Below are 14,065 nucleotides of genomic sequence, written 5' to 3'. Positions count from 1 at the left end.
GCTCAGAGCTTGCTGCGATCGGTGGGCGTCGGCGAGAAGGCGGCGCTGAGCCGGAGCACCTTGGCGAACTCGGTGACCTTCTCCACTGACAGGAACCCGTCGCCTTCGCCCGACCCGATGACGACGCCACCGTTGTCGAGCTCGTCGAGGTGCTTGTCCATGCCACCGGGAAGGGCCTTCGCCCTCCCTTGCGAGAGGTAGTTCAGATAGCCGAGCTTCGGCCCCGGCTTTCCGACAGGCTGCACCTCGGCGAGAGCTTCGTTGAGCGACCTCGAGGTGACCGCTGCCCAGTCCGGGTCCCACGCAGAGGCGAGCTGACGAAGGACCGGGCCGGCGAATTGCGCGATATCGGCACCACGCCACTTCACCACGATGCTGTTGCGCACCTTTGCGGACTCGGTATATCCGCCGACTATCAAGGTGATAGCCACCATGGCGCGATTCCCGCGTCCTCGATAAGCCTGGCTGATGCCAAGATTCGGAGCGTCCGTATTCTCGCGAAACGCGTCGGAGATCGCCTTCAGGACGTTATCCCCCTCTTCGAGGGGCTTTCCCGGCATCGTGGGCGAGGACCACGAGATCTTCTCGCCCAAGACCTTGTCCAGGCCTGCGATGAAGGCACTCAGTTCCTCTGCAACCCGCTCCGGGGTCTCCTGGCGTGGGCCCCAGAATCCTCGCGCGATCAGCTCTTCATCCACGCTCATGACCGTATCACCGCTCCCTCTTCGTATCGGCCGGCATCTTCGAACTCCGCCTGCTCGCCATCGTGGCGAAATGAGGCCTATCCATTGCTCTTCGGCGAATTCCAGCCGTCCCATTCACTGGGCGGGTTGACGAACTCCTGGTGCCGCACCGAAATAGGCAGGTCGAAGTCCTCGAAGAGGGTCCGCGCCGCTTCCATGGCCTCTTTGTTGGAGAAGACCCACTCGACTGGCGTATCGCCTGCCGCGTCCACCTGTCGTAGGGCTTGATCCAGCCAGTCCTTTTCCTTGGCACCGTTGGGATATCCCCACGAGTCGACCATCTTCCCGTAGCCGTGCTTGGTCTCGATCAGCTTCCCGTCGAGAATTCCGTCGAACTTGACCTCGTTGTCCATCGATCCACGAAGAGAGAATTCGAGCCCGTCGTCCTTGCCGGTCACCTGGCGCTCGAACTCGGCGCCGAGCTTCTGCTCGAGGAACTTGTGGTTCCGATTGACGGGCTTCCATTCGCCGGGGCCCAGCCTGCCGTCCAGGTCACGTCGAGCGTCCGCCTGCTTCCGGATGTCGTCGGCCACGTCGTCGGCGTTCTTCTTGAGCGAGTCCCCGACCTCGGTGAGGACCTCCCCCGCCTTGTCGAAGGCCTCCTTGGCGACATCGCCGATCTGCTTGGCCATAGCTGTCTCCTAAGAGGCGAAGAGGGGGAGGGCGGACACGTCGGCGGCGAACGTCGTGCACAGGTCGTACTGGTCGGCGCCGCAGTCGGAGAGCGCGGTGGCGATCTGCTCCATCAGGTCGTAGCTGAGCTTGGTCGCCGCGGTCGCCTCTCCGTCGCTCACGATCGGAGCCTCGGCGATCGACATGGCGAGCTCGGTGATCGTTCCGGTCAGCGGCTCGATCACCATGCTGGCGACCTGGCCGAGCACCTCTTCCATCGCGATGTCGGTGGCGATGTCGAGCGCCTTCTTCCGAGCGGCGATGAGCGCCGCGTTGCCGATCACGCTGAGGCCTCCGGTGACCACAGCGGTCGCCGCGGCTGCCGCGATCTGTGCCGCCGTGATCGTCAGCTCGGCGATCACCTTCATCTTCAGCGCGACGATCGCGTCAGCAAGGATGTCGATCCCGGTCGCGACCTCGGGCAGCGCGTCGAGCACCGCGTCCATGTTGGCCGTACGGTTGTCGGTCCAGGCTCTGATCAGCGCATTCACCGACTGGGCCTTGGCACCGTCACCGAGCTCGTTGACCCGCGCCTCCAGGTCGTCGAGGGTGCCACGAAGGTCCGACTCCAGACCGCGCAGCAGCTGCGCGGCATCGCGGACCGCGTCCTCGTCGACGTTCGGCCACTCGTAGCCGAGCAGGTCGAGTACGAAATCCAGCTCCCCAGGGATGGTCATCCCCACGTCTCAGCCCTCCCATCGTCATGCGGACATGTCAGAAGCCCATGACGGGATCGGCACACGAACCCGAGCAGGAGCCACCGCGACGGATGAGATTAGTGGAGACTCACCGTGGCCGGACAGGGAATTTCCGAGACGATCCGGCCGATCAGGAACGCCTCAGGGGAGGCGGTCCAGGAGATCGCCGATCTCGACGCGGGCGCCGGTGTAGAACGGCACCTCCTCGCGTACGTGACGACGGGTCTCGGAGCCGCGGAGGTGGCGCATCAGGTCGACGATGCGGGAGAGGTCGTCGGCCTCGAAGGCCAGCATCCACTCGTAGTCACCGAGGGCGAAGGACGGAACGGTGTTGGCCCGCACGTCGGGGTAGTCGCGCGCCATCTGGCCGTGCTCGGCGAGGAGGCGGCGGCGCTCCTTGTCATCGAGGAGATACCACTCGTAGGAGCGGATGAACGGGTAGACCGCGACGTAGTCGTGGGTGCGCTCGTCGGCGAGGAACGCCGGCAGGTGGCTCCGGTTGAACTCGGCGGGGCGGTGCAACGCCATCTGCGACCAGACCGGGACGAGCCGGCCGCCGAAGGCGGTGCGGCGCAGGCGGTGGTAGGCCGACTGGAGCTTGTCGGAGGAGTCCGCGTGCAGCCAGAACATCACATCGGCGTCGGCGCGCAGGCCGGCGACGTCGTATGTGCCACGCACCACGATGTCCTCGCCGGCGAAGGCGGCGAAGAGCTCCTCGACCTCGACCGCCTCGGCCTTGCGGTCGGCGTCGCCGAGGGTCTCCTCGAGGGAGAAGACCGACCACATCGTGTAGCGGATGGTGTCGTTGAGCTCGTTGATCTTGGCTGCGTTGGACTTGATGTCGGCCTGGGGGTCGGTCATGCCCCTATTTTGCGCTACCGCCGGTCACCGCGCCCTCTCGGGCTCTATCGTGAGCGCCATGCTGCCGCTGCGTACCCGCATCTTCGCCTTCCTCCAGGAGCGCCTGGTCAAGACGCCGCTGATCGCCGAGGAGATGATCGCCCTGCGCGCCCAGCGCGAGGGGCTCCGCACCGGGCCGGTCAGCGCGTTCCTCTTCGGCCGTCCTGCGGACGTCGAGATCAAGGAGACGTACGTCGACGGCCGCCGTTTCGCGATCTACACCCCTCATGGCGTCGGCGAGGCCGCGCCGGTCGTCATCAACTACCACGGCGGCGGCTGGTGTCTGGGGACCCCGGAGCAGAGCGCGTGGGTCTCCTCGCACGTGGCCGCGGAGACCGGGTCGATCGTGATCGCCCCGTCCTACCGGCTGGCGCCGGAGCATCCGTTCCCGGCTGCCGTCGAGGACGCCTGGGCCGCGTTGGAATGGGTCTCGAAGAACGCCGCCGACCTGGGTGGGGACCCGACTCGGATCGCGGTGATGGGCGACAGCGCCGGCGGCAACCTGGCTGCGGTGGTGTCCTTGATGGCTCGTGATGCGGGCGGACCGGCGGTGCGGGCTCAGGTGCTGATCTACCCGGCTGTGGAGATGTACGAGAAGTTCCCCTCCGAGGCGGCCAACGCCAACGGTCCGGTGCTCACCTCGACGCAGATGAGCACCTTCGGCCACCTCTACATGGGCGATCGCTACGGGGACGAGTCCTGGCAGGCCTCACCCCTGCGTGCCGCGTCCCACGCCGACCTGCCGCCGGCCCACATCATCACCGCGCTGCACGACCCGATCCGCGACCACGGCACCCGGTACGCCGAGGTCCTCCGTGCCGCCGGGACACCGGTCTCGCTCGTGGACTACGACACCGCGTTCCACGGGTTCATGTCGCTCCCCGGGGTCGCCCCGGTCGCACGTGAGGCTCTCGCCGGGATCGTCGCATTCCTGCGGTGAGATCATCAGCAGTTTTCTATGTTCGATTGGGAGTTTGTTAACCCTCCGCGTTGGGCCGTGTTGTAACGTTCCACTCGGGTGTCCGTCGCCAGGTTGTCTCGGGTTGTACGTCACCTCGATCCCCCCATTCGCCTGCGGCTGAGAGCGCTTTCGCGTCTCCTCGGCGAGCCCTGTGCACACCGGAAAGGCGTGGTGACATGGCAGACGTCTCCATCAAGATCGAGACCCTTGATCAGACGGTCAAGAAGCTTGACTCGATCATCGACGAGTTCGACCACGCGGTCGGCAACTCCAACGCCCTCGAAGGCGCCATCGGGAACCCGTTCCGCCGCGGCGAGCTGCGCGGCCAGGCCGACGACTTCGAACAGCGCTGGGACATGAAGCGGAACGATCTCAAGGACGAGCTCTCCGACGTGCGAGACCACATCAAAGGCGTTGTCGAGGGATTCCAGAACTGGGACAGCGAGACGGCTCTCCTGTTCCAGCAGAAATAGACGGATGGAGTGAGTCATGGATCAGTCACCCAAGGGTCGGGAGATCCAACCTCTCACCGGCGACTCGGCGGTGATCGTCGCGCGCGGGAACAAGATCGAAGAGCTCGGTGAGCAGATGTCCGAGGCGGCCAACGTCCTCGAGCAGGTCGCCACCGGCGAGCTGGCCGAGGGCCAGATGCAGGGCAAGGCCGTCGCCGAGCTCCAGGACAAGATCGGGTCCTCCTACGAGACGTTGCGGGAGGCCAGCGAGCTCTACACGCCCGTGGGTCCGCTGATCGCTGCGTACGGCACGAGTCTCGGGGAACAGCAAGCCAAGATGGGGCCGTTGGTCGAGTCCTGCACGGACAAGTGGACCACCTATGAGGGGCTTCCGGGAGACCGCGAAGCAGACGATGACGAGGGTCAGGCCAAGAAGGCCGCGTACGACGAATGGCAGGACGACGCGGAGAGCTGGGATGCCGAGTACGACACCTGGGAAGACGCCTATGACCTCGCGGTCAACGGCATCGGCAACGAGATGGCCGGCAGCATCAAGGACGGCTTCTGGGAGATCTTCGGTTTCCTCATCAAGATCCTCGAGGTCATCGCCATGGTCTTCATGATCGCCGGACTCTTCCTCGGTGGCATCGTCGCCGTCATCGGATTCGCCCTCGGAGCCTTGGTGCTGATCGGGAAGATCGTCCAGGCGTCAGCCGGCAAGGCCTCGGTCACGGATGTGCTCTTGGCGGTGGTCGCGATTCTCCCCTTCGGAAAGCTCGGTCAGATCGGCAAGGCCTGGGGCCAACTGGGGAAGGGTGCCGCCTCCAGCGGCAAGACTGCGGGTGCCGCCGGACGAGGGTACGGAAACTTTGTTCTGAAACGAGCGGCACCTCTGAACCCGCCTCCCGTGAATGTCACGTTCGGCGCCAAGTTCAAGACCGCGCTCTCCATCTCCACCGGCTTCAAGGAGGTGCCCCGCACCAGGGCTGCTTGGATGGCCAACCCGTTCAAGCCCCCCAAGGACATTCCCGTGGGCATCATGAGCGGCTCCGACATCGCTACCGGGATGGCCATCTACGGGGGGATACGCACCGGGACCTGGGGCCAGAAGATCGGGGCCGGCTTCGACGGGCTCAGCGGCCTGGGGAAGTGGGCAGGCGAGTGGTACGGCACCACCTCGACGAGCCAGGGGCTGAACGAGCGGCGTATCAATGACCAGCAGAGCGCACAGCCCTCGGAGGCATGATGCCGGAGACATGGCAAGCTGAGATCGCCCAGCCGTCGGAGCGCTGGATCTGGGTCCCCGATGCGGGCGAGCTCGACGCCGCGAGTGCGAAGAGGTGGGTCGAGGACGTACTCGCCTCGCTCCGCGACACCTGGGACGGCGAGTGGACCGACGAGGTCGACCCCGACGCGCGTGCCCTGCTCGCCCACCATCTCGCCGACGACCTCCACCCCGGGACGCTGGCCTCGATGCTCCACTGGCCACTGCCCGCGCCCGTCGTCAGCCGGGTACGGGTCGTGCTCGGGGGCGGCGAGCCGACCTCGCCCGAGGAGTGGCGGCAGCAGGGCTTCGACGTCGATGAGTACGCCGGCGCCGCTCTCGGTCCCGGACTGAGATGTCTCGCGTCCAAGACCGGAGAGATCGACGGTGAGACCATCGAGTTCCTCACCGGCATCTTCGTCTTCTCGACGCAGGAGCTCAGCGTGATGGTCGTGGTCGAGGCAGGCGCACCCGCGATCTTCGGTCTCACCATCGCGGACATGCCGCTCTTCCTCGCCGAGCTCGAGGTCGTACGCCCCGATGGCACCCCGTTCACGGCAGAGCCGGTCCCCGGCATGCCGAGCGACCCGTTCGACGTCTGGGAGGACTCATCCCTTGTCTGAGACAGCATCCGCCCCGCAGTCCTCGCTACGCGAGCTGCTCGGCGGCACCAAGGAGCCGGAGTTCGAGCTGAAGCTCCTCCCCGGCTGGGAACGACACACCCCGGGTGAGGCCGACCGGGCCGCGATGGACGCGGCGCTGAAGAAGCGCTTCATGAACATCAACCGGCCCGAGCTGCATGCCTCCATGCGTGCGCAGCTCGATCAGGCGTACACGCTCATGAAGCAGCAACAGGTCAAGGCCTACTTCGCCGCCACCGCCCAGACCGACAGTCTCGCCATCATTCCCGCCGCGATCGTCGCGACGACCTTCAGCGCCCAGGGCGGTGGGACTCTCGACACCCACGTCGCCGGGATGATCCGTGACCACGGCGCCAAGCCACTCTTCGGCGACAAGCGGTTCATCCGCTACGAGCACGAGTCGACCCGAACCGCCGAGGGCGACGAACCCATGGTCGTGACGTCGATCGTCTATATGACCCCGATCCCCGGCTCGAGACGGCGCCGAGGGCTTCAGCTCACCGCGACCCTGGCCAGGCCGATGGAGATGACGGCGACCGACGAGAAGTTCCTGGCCTGGAAGCTGGCTCTCGACGTCTGTGTCTCGACGCTGCGGTGGGTGCCGGCCTGAGGTTTCAGCCGATGTCCGCGGCGGCGCGGTGCGCCGAGGCGATCGTGGCCGGGATCCCGACGCCGTCGTAGGAGGCCCCGGCGAGGGCGAGTCCGGGGACGCCGCGGAGTCCTTGCCGGATCCGGGCGACCCGGTCGAGGTGGCCGACCGGATACTGCGGGAGCGCGTCGGTCCAGCGCTGGACGTGCACGTCGGTCGGCGTCACGGTGATCCCGGCGATCTCGGCCAGGGCAGCCAGGGAGTCGGCGACCAGCCGGTCGTCGTCGTCCGAGGGCGGCTCGCCGTGGCGTCCGATGGAGGTACGCAGGTAGGTGCCGCGCTCCCCCACCCAGGCCCACTTGGCGAAGGAGAAGGTGGAGGCCTTGATCGCGCACTCCTCGACCGGCGGGACCAGGAATCCGGACTTGTTGTGCAGCTCGGCGGGAAGGTCGGGGAAGGCGAAGGTCACCACCGCGACGCTCGCGGTCTCGATCCCGGACAGCTCGCGTGCGACCGACGGGGCGGTCGAGCGGAGCAGCCTGGCGGCGACCGGAGCGGGGGTCGCGACCACGACGGCGTCGGCCGCCTCGACCTCACCACCGGTCTCGATCGGACTGTGCTCGACCAAGAAGCCCTGCGGAGTGCGGGTGACCGCGTCGACCGGGGTGTCGAGCCGGATGTCCAGTCCCTCGGCGAGGGTCTCGGGCAACCGCGACATCCCGCCGTCGATCCCGGCGAAGACCGGGACGTCCGAGCTCGGCAGCGCCGCGGCGGCCTCGAGCAGCGACCCCTTCTCGGCGAGCATGAACAGCTGCGGGGCGGCGGCCTTCACCGATATCCGACGGGCGTGCCCGGCGTAGACCCCGGCCAGCAGCGGGTCCGCCAGCCGATCGGCCGTCTCGTCCCCGAACCGGGAGGCGATGAAGTCACCGACCGAGATGTCCTCGTCCGTCTTCGCAGGTGGGAGCGTGGGCTCGCGGCGTACGACCTCCAGGGTCTCCTCGGAGAGGAGACCGGCCGACTCGAGCTGAGCCAGGTCGAGAGGTACGCCCATGATCGAGCGCGGGATCGGCCGCAGCGCGCCACGCGACCAGATCGAGGACTTCGCGTCGGTGGGGTGCACGACGTCGAGGCCGATCTCCTTGGCCAGCGCGACGCCCTCGGGCCGGCGGTTGAGCATCGCCTCGGCCCCGACGTCGACGACCTGCCCGGCCACCGACTCCCCGCGGATCTTTCCTCCGACCCGGTCCGAGGCCTCCAGCACCGTGACCCGGTGCCCCTTCAGGGACAGATCGCGGGCCGCGGTCAGCCCGGCGATCCCTGCTCCGACGACGATGACACGCACGAGACCAGTGTCGCATCGGCCATCGCACCGGCGTACGTCAGGTGAGCTGCTCCACCGCGCGCTTGGCCTCGGCCAGCCCGACGCCGGTCGCCTCCCGGTAGACCTTGATCGCCTCGATCTTCTTGCCCTCGCGCACCAGCGCGAGGACCTCGTCCTGACGCGGCAGCGGCGGCTCCTCCACCCCCGCGTGCTTCAGGAGCAGATCGACCTTGTCCTCGAGCCGGTTCAGCCGGCGGGTGAGGTCCGTCCGCGTCTTGGTCGCCGACGACTCGATCACGAAGTAGAGCAGGATCAGACCGAAGAGAGCGATGGCTCCGAAGGTATCCACACCCGGACTCTAGTGCCGAGGCGTCAGCCCCGTCGGCCGAGTCGGCACCGGAGTGCCGTCTCGGCCGACGTACGTGACGCCTCGGCGGGGGTGGGTCAACCGGCGAGCCGGCCGAAGTTGGAGCGGTGGAAGACCAGGGGTTGGCCGGCGCCGTGGTCGGCGGCGTGGAGCTGGAGGAGTACGACGATGTGGTCGCCGGCCTCGACCTCGCGGTAGACGGTGCAGTCGAACTGGGCCAGGCCCTCGTCCAACGTCAGCGCCCCCTCGTGGGATGAGCTGACGACCAATCCGTCGAAGCGGGAGTCGACCGGGCCGGCGAGCTGGCGGCAGACCTCGCCGTGGTGCTCGGCGAGGACGGTGACGCCCAGGTGCGAGGAGCGCCGCAGGTCGGGCCACGTCTTCGAGGTCCGGGCCACGGAGAAGGAGACCAGCGGCGGGTCCAGGGACACCGAGGTGAACGACGACGCGGCCAGTCCGACGGGGCGGCCGTCGACGACCGCGGCGACCGCCACCACCCCGCTGGGGAAGACCCCGAAGGCCTGCCGGAGCGCGGCCGGGTCGAGATCCTGATTCGTACGCAGCGGATTCGTCATCGCGCCACCACCGAGCTCGCGGGCACTGCCCGCGCCTCGTCCACCGCCGTGTCCCGCAGCCTCTCGCCACGGGTCTCCGGCAACAGCCACATGCAGGTCAGACTGGTCACGGCGACCACGACGTTGTAGCCGGCCACCCACCACAGCGAGCGGTCGTCGGAGAGCGCCACCAGGGCGGCCGCGATCAGCGGCGTCAGCCCGGAGGCCACCACTCCCGAGATCTGGTAGAGCGCGTTGAGCGCGGAGAAGCGGTAGCGGGTGTCGAACAGCTCGCTCCAGAACGCCGCCAGCGGCCCGTACACGGTGCCGTAGACCAGGCCCAGCCCACCGACGAAGGCAGCCACCGACGGCACCACCGCGCCGGACTGCACCGCGGCCGCGACCGGGAAGGCGATCACCAGCCCCAGCACGGCCCCGACCGTGTAGACCGGCCGCCGTCCGAACCGGTCGCTCAGCGCTCCGGAGACGACGGTCATGACCACACCCAGCAGCGCACCAGCCATGATCGCGTTGAGCACCACCGAGCGGCTCAGCCCGGCGTCCGACACCGCGTAGGAGAGCAGGAAGACCGAGTAGAGGTTGTAGGTGAACCCCTCCACGAACCGGGTCCCCATCCCGAGCAGCAGCGTGCGCGGCTGACGCCGGAAGAGCTCGGCGACCGGCAGCTTGGAGACCTTCTTCTCGGCCTGCACCTCCTGGAACGAAGGCGTCTCCATGATCGAGAGCCGGATCCAGGCGCCGATGGCGAGCAGCACGATCGAGATCAGGAAGCAGACCCGCCAGCCCCACGCCAGGAACGCCGCGTCGGGCAGCTGCGAGGCGATCGCGAACGCGCCTGAGGCGAGCACCAGCCCGCCCGGGACGCCGATGTGCGCGAAGCTGCCGTAGAGCCCGCGGCGCCCGGCCGGGGCGTACTCGGTGGCCAGCAGCACCGCGCCGCCGTACTCACCGCCGACGCCGATCCCCTGCAGGACCCGGAGCACCACGAGCGCGATCGGGGCGAGCACCCCGATGGAGTCGTACGTCGGGAGCAGCCCGACCAGCGAGGTGCCCACCCCCATGATCACGAGCGTCCAGATCAGCATGGTCTTGCGGCCGATCCGGTCGCCGAAGTGCCCGAAGATCAGGCCGCCGACAGGGCGGGCCAGGAACCCGACGGCGAAGGTGCCGAAGGAGGCGAAGGTCGCGGCGGTGCCGCTGAGCCCGTTGAAGTAGAGCTTGTCGAAGACGAGGCCGGCGGCGGTGCCGTAGAGGAAGAAGTCGTACCACTCGATGGTGGCGCCGACCGAGGCCGCGAGCGCGACCCGCTTCGGGTTGGCAGCAGCGGTGGTCATCCGGATCCCCTACTGGGCCGCGGCGCCGAAGGGCACCGCCGCCCCTCGGCCGGCGACAGGGGCGGGGTGGGACCACAGGCCCCGGCGGGCGAGCTCGGGCAGGACGCCCTCGCCGAACCAGTAGGACTCCTCCAGATGCGGATAGCCGGAGAGCACGAACTCGGTGATCCCCACCGAGTGGTAGGCCTCGATCAGGTCCGCGATCTCGGTGTAGGACCCGACCAGCGCTGTCCCGGCACCACCGCGGACCAGCCCGACGCCCGCCCACAGGTTGGGGTGGATCTCGAGCCCGTCACGCGAGCCCTGGTTGAGCTCCAGCATCCGTCGCTGACCCTCCGAGGCGCTGCGGGAGAGCCCCGCCTGGACGCGCTCGATGTCCTCGTCGGAGATGTTCTCCAGCAGCCGGTCGGCCTCCGCCCAGGCGGCCGACGACGTCTCGCGGGCGATCGAGTGCAGCCGGATCCCGAAGCGGAGCTCGCGCCCGCGGTCGGCAGCCAGCTTCTTCACTCGTTCGATCTTCTCCGCCACCGCGGCAGGCGGCTCGCCCCAGGTCAGGTAGACGTCGGCATGCTCGGCGGCGACCTCCAGCGCGGCCGGCGAGGAGCCGCCGAAGTAGACGTCCGGGACCGGCGTGGGCCGCTGCTCCAGGCGCGCGTTCTCGACCGAGAGATGCTTCCCGTTGAAGGTCACCGTCTCCCCCGCCCAGAGCCGGCGGACGATGTGCAGGAACTCGCCGCACCGCTCGTACCGCTCGTCCTTGGCCAGGAAGTCGCCGTACATCCGCTGCTCGTGGTCCTCACCGCCGGTGACGACGTTGAGGAGCAGCCGCTGGCCGGACAGGTTCTGGAAGGTGCCGGCCATCTGCGCGGCCAGGTAGGGCGAGACCGAGTCGGGCCGGAAGGCGACCAGGAACTTCAGCCGTTCCGAGAGGGAGCTGAGCATCGCGGTCGTCACCCACGCGTCCTCGCACCACGCGCCGGTCGGCGTCAGCGCCGCCTCGAAGCCGAGCTGCTCGGCGCTGCGCGCGATCTGGCCGAGATAGGGCACCGTCGCCGGACGGCCCGCCGCCAGCGCGCTGACGCCGTGACCGCCGCCGATCACATGACGGCCGTCGCCGCCGTTGGTCGGGAGGAACCAGTGGAACTTGAGGGTGCTCATCGCTGCCTTTCGAGTGGGATGTGTGGGGGATGCGGGGAGGTCAGATCTGCCCGTGCCGCGGCGGCGGGGTGCGGTCGACGGCCCAGCGCCCGAGGTGCTGGACCTTCCAGGCCGCCGGGTCGTGGAGGGTGTGGGTGCGTGCGTTGCGCCAGTGGCGGTCGAGGTTGGTGGACGTCAGAGCCGACCGGGCGCCGGAGACCTCGAGCAGCCGGCTGGTGACGTCGACCGACACCTTCGCGGTCGACGCGCGAGCGGCCGCCACCGCCAGGCTCGCCTCCGCGGCCGACTCGGCGGTGAGGTCCGCGTCGGCCTCGTCGACGCGTCGGCCCGCCTCGGCGAGGAGCGCCTCGGCGCCGCGTACGGCCAGCTCCATCTCACCGAAGGCGTGGACGACCAGCGGGTCCTGCGCGGCCGTCTCGACGCCGGCGAACACGACGGCGTCGGCGTAGGGGCGGGACTTGGTGCGTACGAACTCGGAGGCCTCGTCCAGAGCCCGACGGGCGATCCCGGCGTCGATGGCCGCGTGCAGCAGCTGGGCGAAGGCGCCGTAGGTCGTCGGCACCTCGAAGGTGACCGCGAACGGCGTCACCCAATCGTCTGCTACGGGAACGTTTGTGAGGCGAACTGTTCCGGAACCGGTCGTACGCTGCCCCACGGCGTCCCAGTCGTCGACGATCTCGACGCCGGGAGTCTCCGTACGGACCCACGCCACCTGCAGCGGCCCGTCGACGTCACGCCGCGCGAGCACGGCGAGATAGTCGGCGAAGAGCGAGCCGGTGCAGTAGAACTTCTCGCCGTTCAGCAGCCACTCCCCCTCCTGCCGGGCAGGCGTGAGGGTCGTGCGGATGTCCCGCACGTGCTTGGTCCCGAACTCCGACTGCGCGTTGGCGACCAGGGCCCCGGCCCGCACCTCGCTGTAGATCCGCTGCTGCTGCTCGCGGGTGCCGTTCAGGCGGAGCTGGTTGAGGAAGACGAAGTGGCTGTGCGGGACCTGGCCGACGTTGGGATCACCCCACGAGACCAGCCGGAACACCTCCGCCACCGTCGTGGCCGGGAGCGCCGGACCGCCGAACTCGAGCGGGACGGTGAGCGCACCGAGCCCGGCGGCGGCGTACGCCTTGACCTGGTCGTGGGGCAGCGCCCTGACCCGGTCGCGCCCACCGTCACCGAGCGCGAGCTCGTCGGCCAGCCGCCGTGCCACCAGCGGTGCGGTCTCGGCATCGAGCCGGGCGATCTCCGTCGCGCTCAAGCCACGGGCTCCAGCTGCTGCGCCTCGAGCTCGCGCACGATCGGGAGGACGCGCTGGCCGAAGTATTCCACGTCCTCGAGGTAGTGCAGGAAACCGCCGAGGATCAGGTCGGCGCCGGCCCGCTTGAGCTCGAGGATCCGCTCGGCGACCTGCTCGGGCGTGCCGATCAGCCCGGTCCGGAACCCGTCGTTGTACTGCACCAGGTCCTCGAAGCTGGAGTCCTGCCACATCCCGGTCTTGTCGCCGGTGGACTGCCCGGCCTGCTTGACCGCGGAGCCGAAGCCCTCGACGGCCTCACGGTCGGCCTTGTCGATGATCTCCCTGAGGGTGTCGCGCGCCTCCTTCTCGGTGTCGCGGGCGACGATGAAGCCGTTGATCCCGAACCTGACCCGACGACCGAGCGGCTCGGCGACCGCGTTGACGTCGGCGATCTGCGCGGCGAGGCCCTCGGGGGTGTTGCCGTTGGCGAAGTACCAGTCCGAGACACGGCCGGCCATCGCCTTGGCGTCGGAGGAGTTGCCGCCCTGGAAGATCTCCGGGTGCGGCCGGCCCTCGCCGGCCAGCGGCTTCGGCTTCAGGTCGAAGCCGTGCAGCCGGTAGAAGTCGCCGTTCAGCTCGGCGGAGTCGGAGGTCCAGATCTCACGCAGGTATCGGATGAACTCCTCCGAGCGGCGGTAGCGCTCGCCGTGCTCGAGCCACGGCTCGCCCAGCTGGGTGAACTCGTCCTTGAACCAGCCGCTGACCACGTTGACGGCCGCGCGGCCGCCGGAGAGGTGGTCCGCGGTGGCCAGGAACTTGGCGAGCACGCCGGGCTGCCAGAGCCCAGGGTGAACCGCGGCGATCACCTTGAGCCGCTCGGTCGCCAGCAGCAGTGCGAGGGAGAACGAGGTGGACTCGTGCTGGTAGGCCGCGCCGTAGGAGGCCATGTAGCGCACCTGGGACAGGGCGTACTCGAAGCCGTTGTTCTCGGCCAGCTGCGCGAGCTTCTTGTTGTAGTCGTAGCTCCAGTCGGTGCGCTGCTCGATCTTGCTCACCACCAGGCCGCCACTGACGTTGGGCACCCAGTAGGCGAACTTCAGGGGCTCGGTTGCCGGTGAAGTCATGCTGGTCTCCTTGGATCGGAATGTCTACTAAACTT

16 protein-coding genes are annotated in these 14,065 nt (G+C 68.5%); 5 read left to right on the top strand and 11 right to left on the bottom strand.

From position 1 onward, the window contains the following. Window positions 1-2 precede the first annotated feature (2 nt). The 4 genes from ACIRON_RS16440 to hemQ all read right to left on the bottom strand — a co-directional run bounded on the left by ACIRON_RS16440 (window position 3) and on the right by hemQ (window position 2,974). Window positions 3-698, bottom strand: a complete 696-nt coding sequence (locus ACIRON_RS16440; RefSeq protein ID WP_402993409.1) for a hypothetical protein — start codon at window positions 696-698, stop codon at window positions 3-5. Window positions 699-781: 83 nt separating this feature from the next. After that, window positions 782-1,375 carry a hypothetical protein gene (locus ACIRON_RS16435; RefSeq protein WP_402993407.1) on the bottom strand — a complete coding sequence of 198 codons (594 nt, stop codon included), beginning with the start codon at window positions 1,373-1,375 and terminating at the stop codon, window positions 782-784. A 9-nt stretch (window positions 1,376-1,384) separates the two neighbouring features. Continuing rightward, a complete protein-coding gene (locus ACIRON_RS16430) occupies window positions 1,385-2,092 on the bottom strand; it encodes a hypothetical protein (protein WP_402993405.1) in 708 nt (235 codons plus the stop codon). Window positions 2,093-2,254: 162 nt separating this feature from the next. Then, window positions 2,255-2,974 carry a hydrogen peroxide-dependent heme synthase gene (gene hemQ, locus ACIRON_RS16425; RefSeq protein WP_402993403.1) on the bottom strand — a complete coding sequence of 240 codons (720 nt, stop codon included), beginning with the start codon at window positions 2,972-2,974 and terminating at the stop codon, window positions 2,255-2,257. A gap of 58 nt (window positions 2,975-3,032) precedes the next feature. Between hemQ and ACIRON_RS16420 the strand changes: the two genes are divergently transcribed. From ACIRON_RS16420 to ACIRON_RS16400, 5 genes are all read left to right on the top strand, one after another. Beyond that, the gene (locus tag ACIRON_RS16420; protein WP_402993401.1) at window positions 3,033-3,953 is read left to right on the top strand and encodes an alpha/beta hydrolase; all 921 of its coding nucleotides are present in this window, start codon (window positions 3,033-3,035) and stop codon (window positions 3,951-3,953) included. 197 nt (window positions 3,954-4,150) lie between these two features. After that, window positions 4,151-4,447, top strand: a complete 297-nt coding sequence (locus ACIRON_RS16415; RefSeq protein WP_402993399.1) for a flagellar protein FlgN — start codon at window positions 4,151-4,153, stop codon at window positions 4,445-4,447. Between the two features lie 16 nt (window positions 4,448-4,463). Continuing rightward, window positions 4,464-5,672 carry a hypothetical protein gene (locus ACIRON_RS16410; protein WP_402993397.1) on the top strand — a complete coding sequence of 403 codons (1,209 nt, stop codon included), beginning with the start codon at window positions 4,464-4,466 and terminating at the stop codon, window positions 5,670-5,672. After that, a complete protein-coding gene (locus ACIRON_RS16405) occupies window positions 5,672-6,313 on the top strand; it encodes a hypothetical protein (protein WP_402993395.1) in 642 nt (213 codons plus the stop codon). The genes ACIRON_RS16410 and ACIRON_RS16405 overlap by 1 nt, the downstream gene beginning before the upstream one ends. Beyond that, a complete protein-coding gene (locus ACIRON_RS16400; RefSeq protein ID WP_402993393.1) occupies window positions 6,306-6,941 on the top strand; it encodes a protein TPRXL in 636 nt (211 codons plus the stop codon). The genes ACIRON_RS16405 and ACIRON_RS16400 overlap by 8 nt, the downstream gene beginning before the upstream one ends. Before the next feature lie 4 nt (window positions 6,942-6,945). Here the strand turns inward: ACIRON_RS16400 and hemG are convergent, their stop codons facing one another. From hemG to sfnG, 7 genes are all read right to left on the bottom strand, one after another. Next, the gene (gene hemG / locus ACIRON_RS16395; protein WP_402993391.1) at window positions 6,946-8,265 is read right to left on the bottom strand and encodes a protoporphyrinogen oxidase; all 1,320 of its coding nucleotides are present in this window, start codon (window positions 8,263-8,265) and stop codon (window positions 6,946-6,948) included. A gap of 37 nt (window positions 8,266-8,302) precedes the next feature. Then, window positions 8,303-8,593 (bottom strand): ribosomal protein L7/L12, encoded by a 291-nt coding sequence (locus ACIRON_RS16390; RefSeq protein ID WP_402993389.1) that lies wholly within the window; start codon window positions 8,591-8,593, stop codon window positions 8,303-8,305. 95 nt (window positions 8,594-8,688) lie between these two features. After that, window positions 8,689-9,186, bottom strand: a complete 498-nt coding sequence (locus ACIRON_RS16385) for a flavin reductase family protein (protein ID WP_402993387.1) — start codon at window positions 9,184-9,186, stop codon at window positions 8,689-8,691. Beyond that, window positions 9,183-10,520, bottom strand: coding sequence for an MFS transporter (locus tag ACIRON_RS16380; RefSeq protein ID WP_402993385.1), 1,338 nt, complete (start codon window positions 10,518-10,520; stop codon window positions 9,183-9,185). The genes ACIRON_RS16385 and ACIRON_RS16380 overlap by 4 nt, the downstream gene beginning before the upstream one ends. A gap of 9 nt (window positions 10,521-10,529) precedes the next feature. Then, window positions 10,530-11,678: an LLM class flavin-dependent oxidoreductase gene (locus ACIRON_RS16375; protein WP_402993383.1), complete on the bottom strand. Its 1,149-nt coding sequence runs from the start codon at window positions 11,676-11,678 to the stop codon at window positions 10,530-10,532. A gap of 40 nt (window positions 11,679-11,718) precedes the next feature. Continuing rightward, window positions 11,719-12,927: an SfnB family sulfur acquisition oxidoreductase gene (locus tag ACIRON_RS16370; protein WP_402993381.1), complete on the bottom strand. Its 1,209-nt coding sequence runs from the start codon at window positions 12,925-12,927 to the stop codon at window positions 11,719-11,721. Beyond that, entirely contained in the window at window positions 12,924-14,030 is a 1,107-nt protein-coding gene (gene sfnG / locus ACIRON_RS16365) for a dimethylsulfone monooxygenase SfnG (RefSeq protein WP_402993379.1), read from the bottom strand. The genes ACIRON_RS16370 and sfnG overlap by 4 nt, the downstream gene beginning before the upstream one ends. Between the last annotated feature and the right edge of the window lie 35 nt (window positions 14,031-14,065).

The organism is Nocardioides sp. NPDC101246 (assembly GCF_044767415.1).
Taxonomy (GTDB): Bacteria; Actinomycetota; Actinomycetes; order Propionibacteriales; family Nocardioidaceae; genus Nocardioides.
This window is presented reverse-complemented; position numbering and strand designations above follow the sequence as displayed.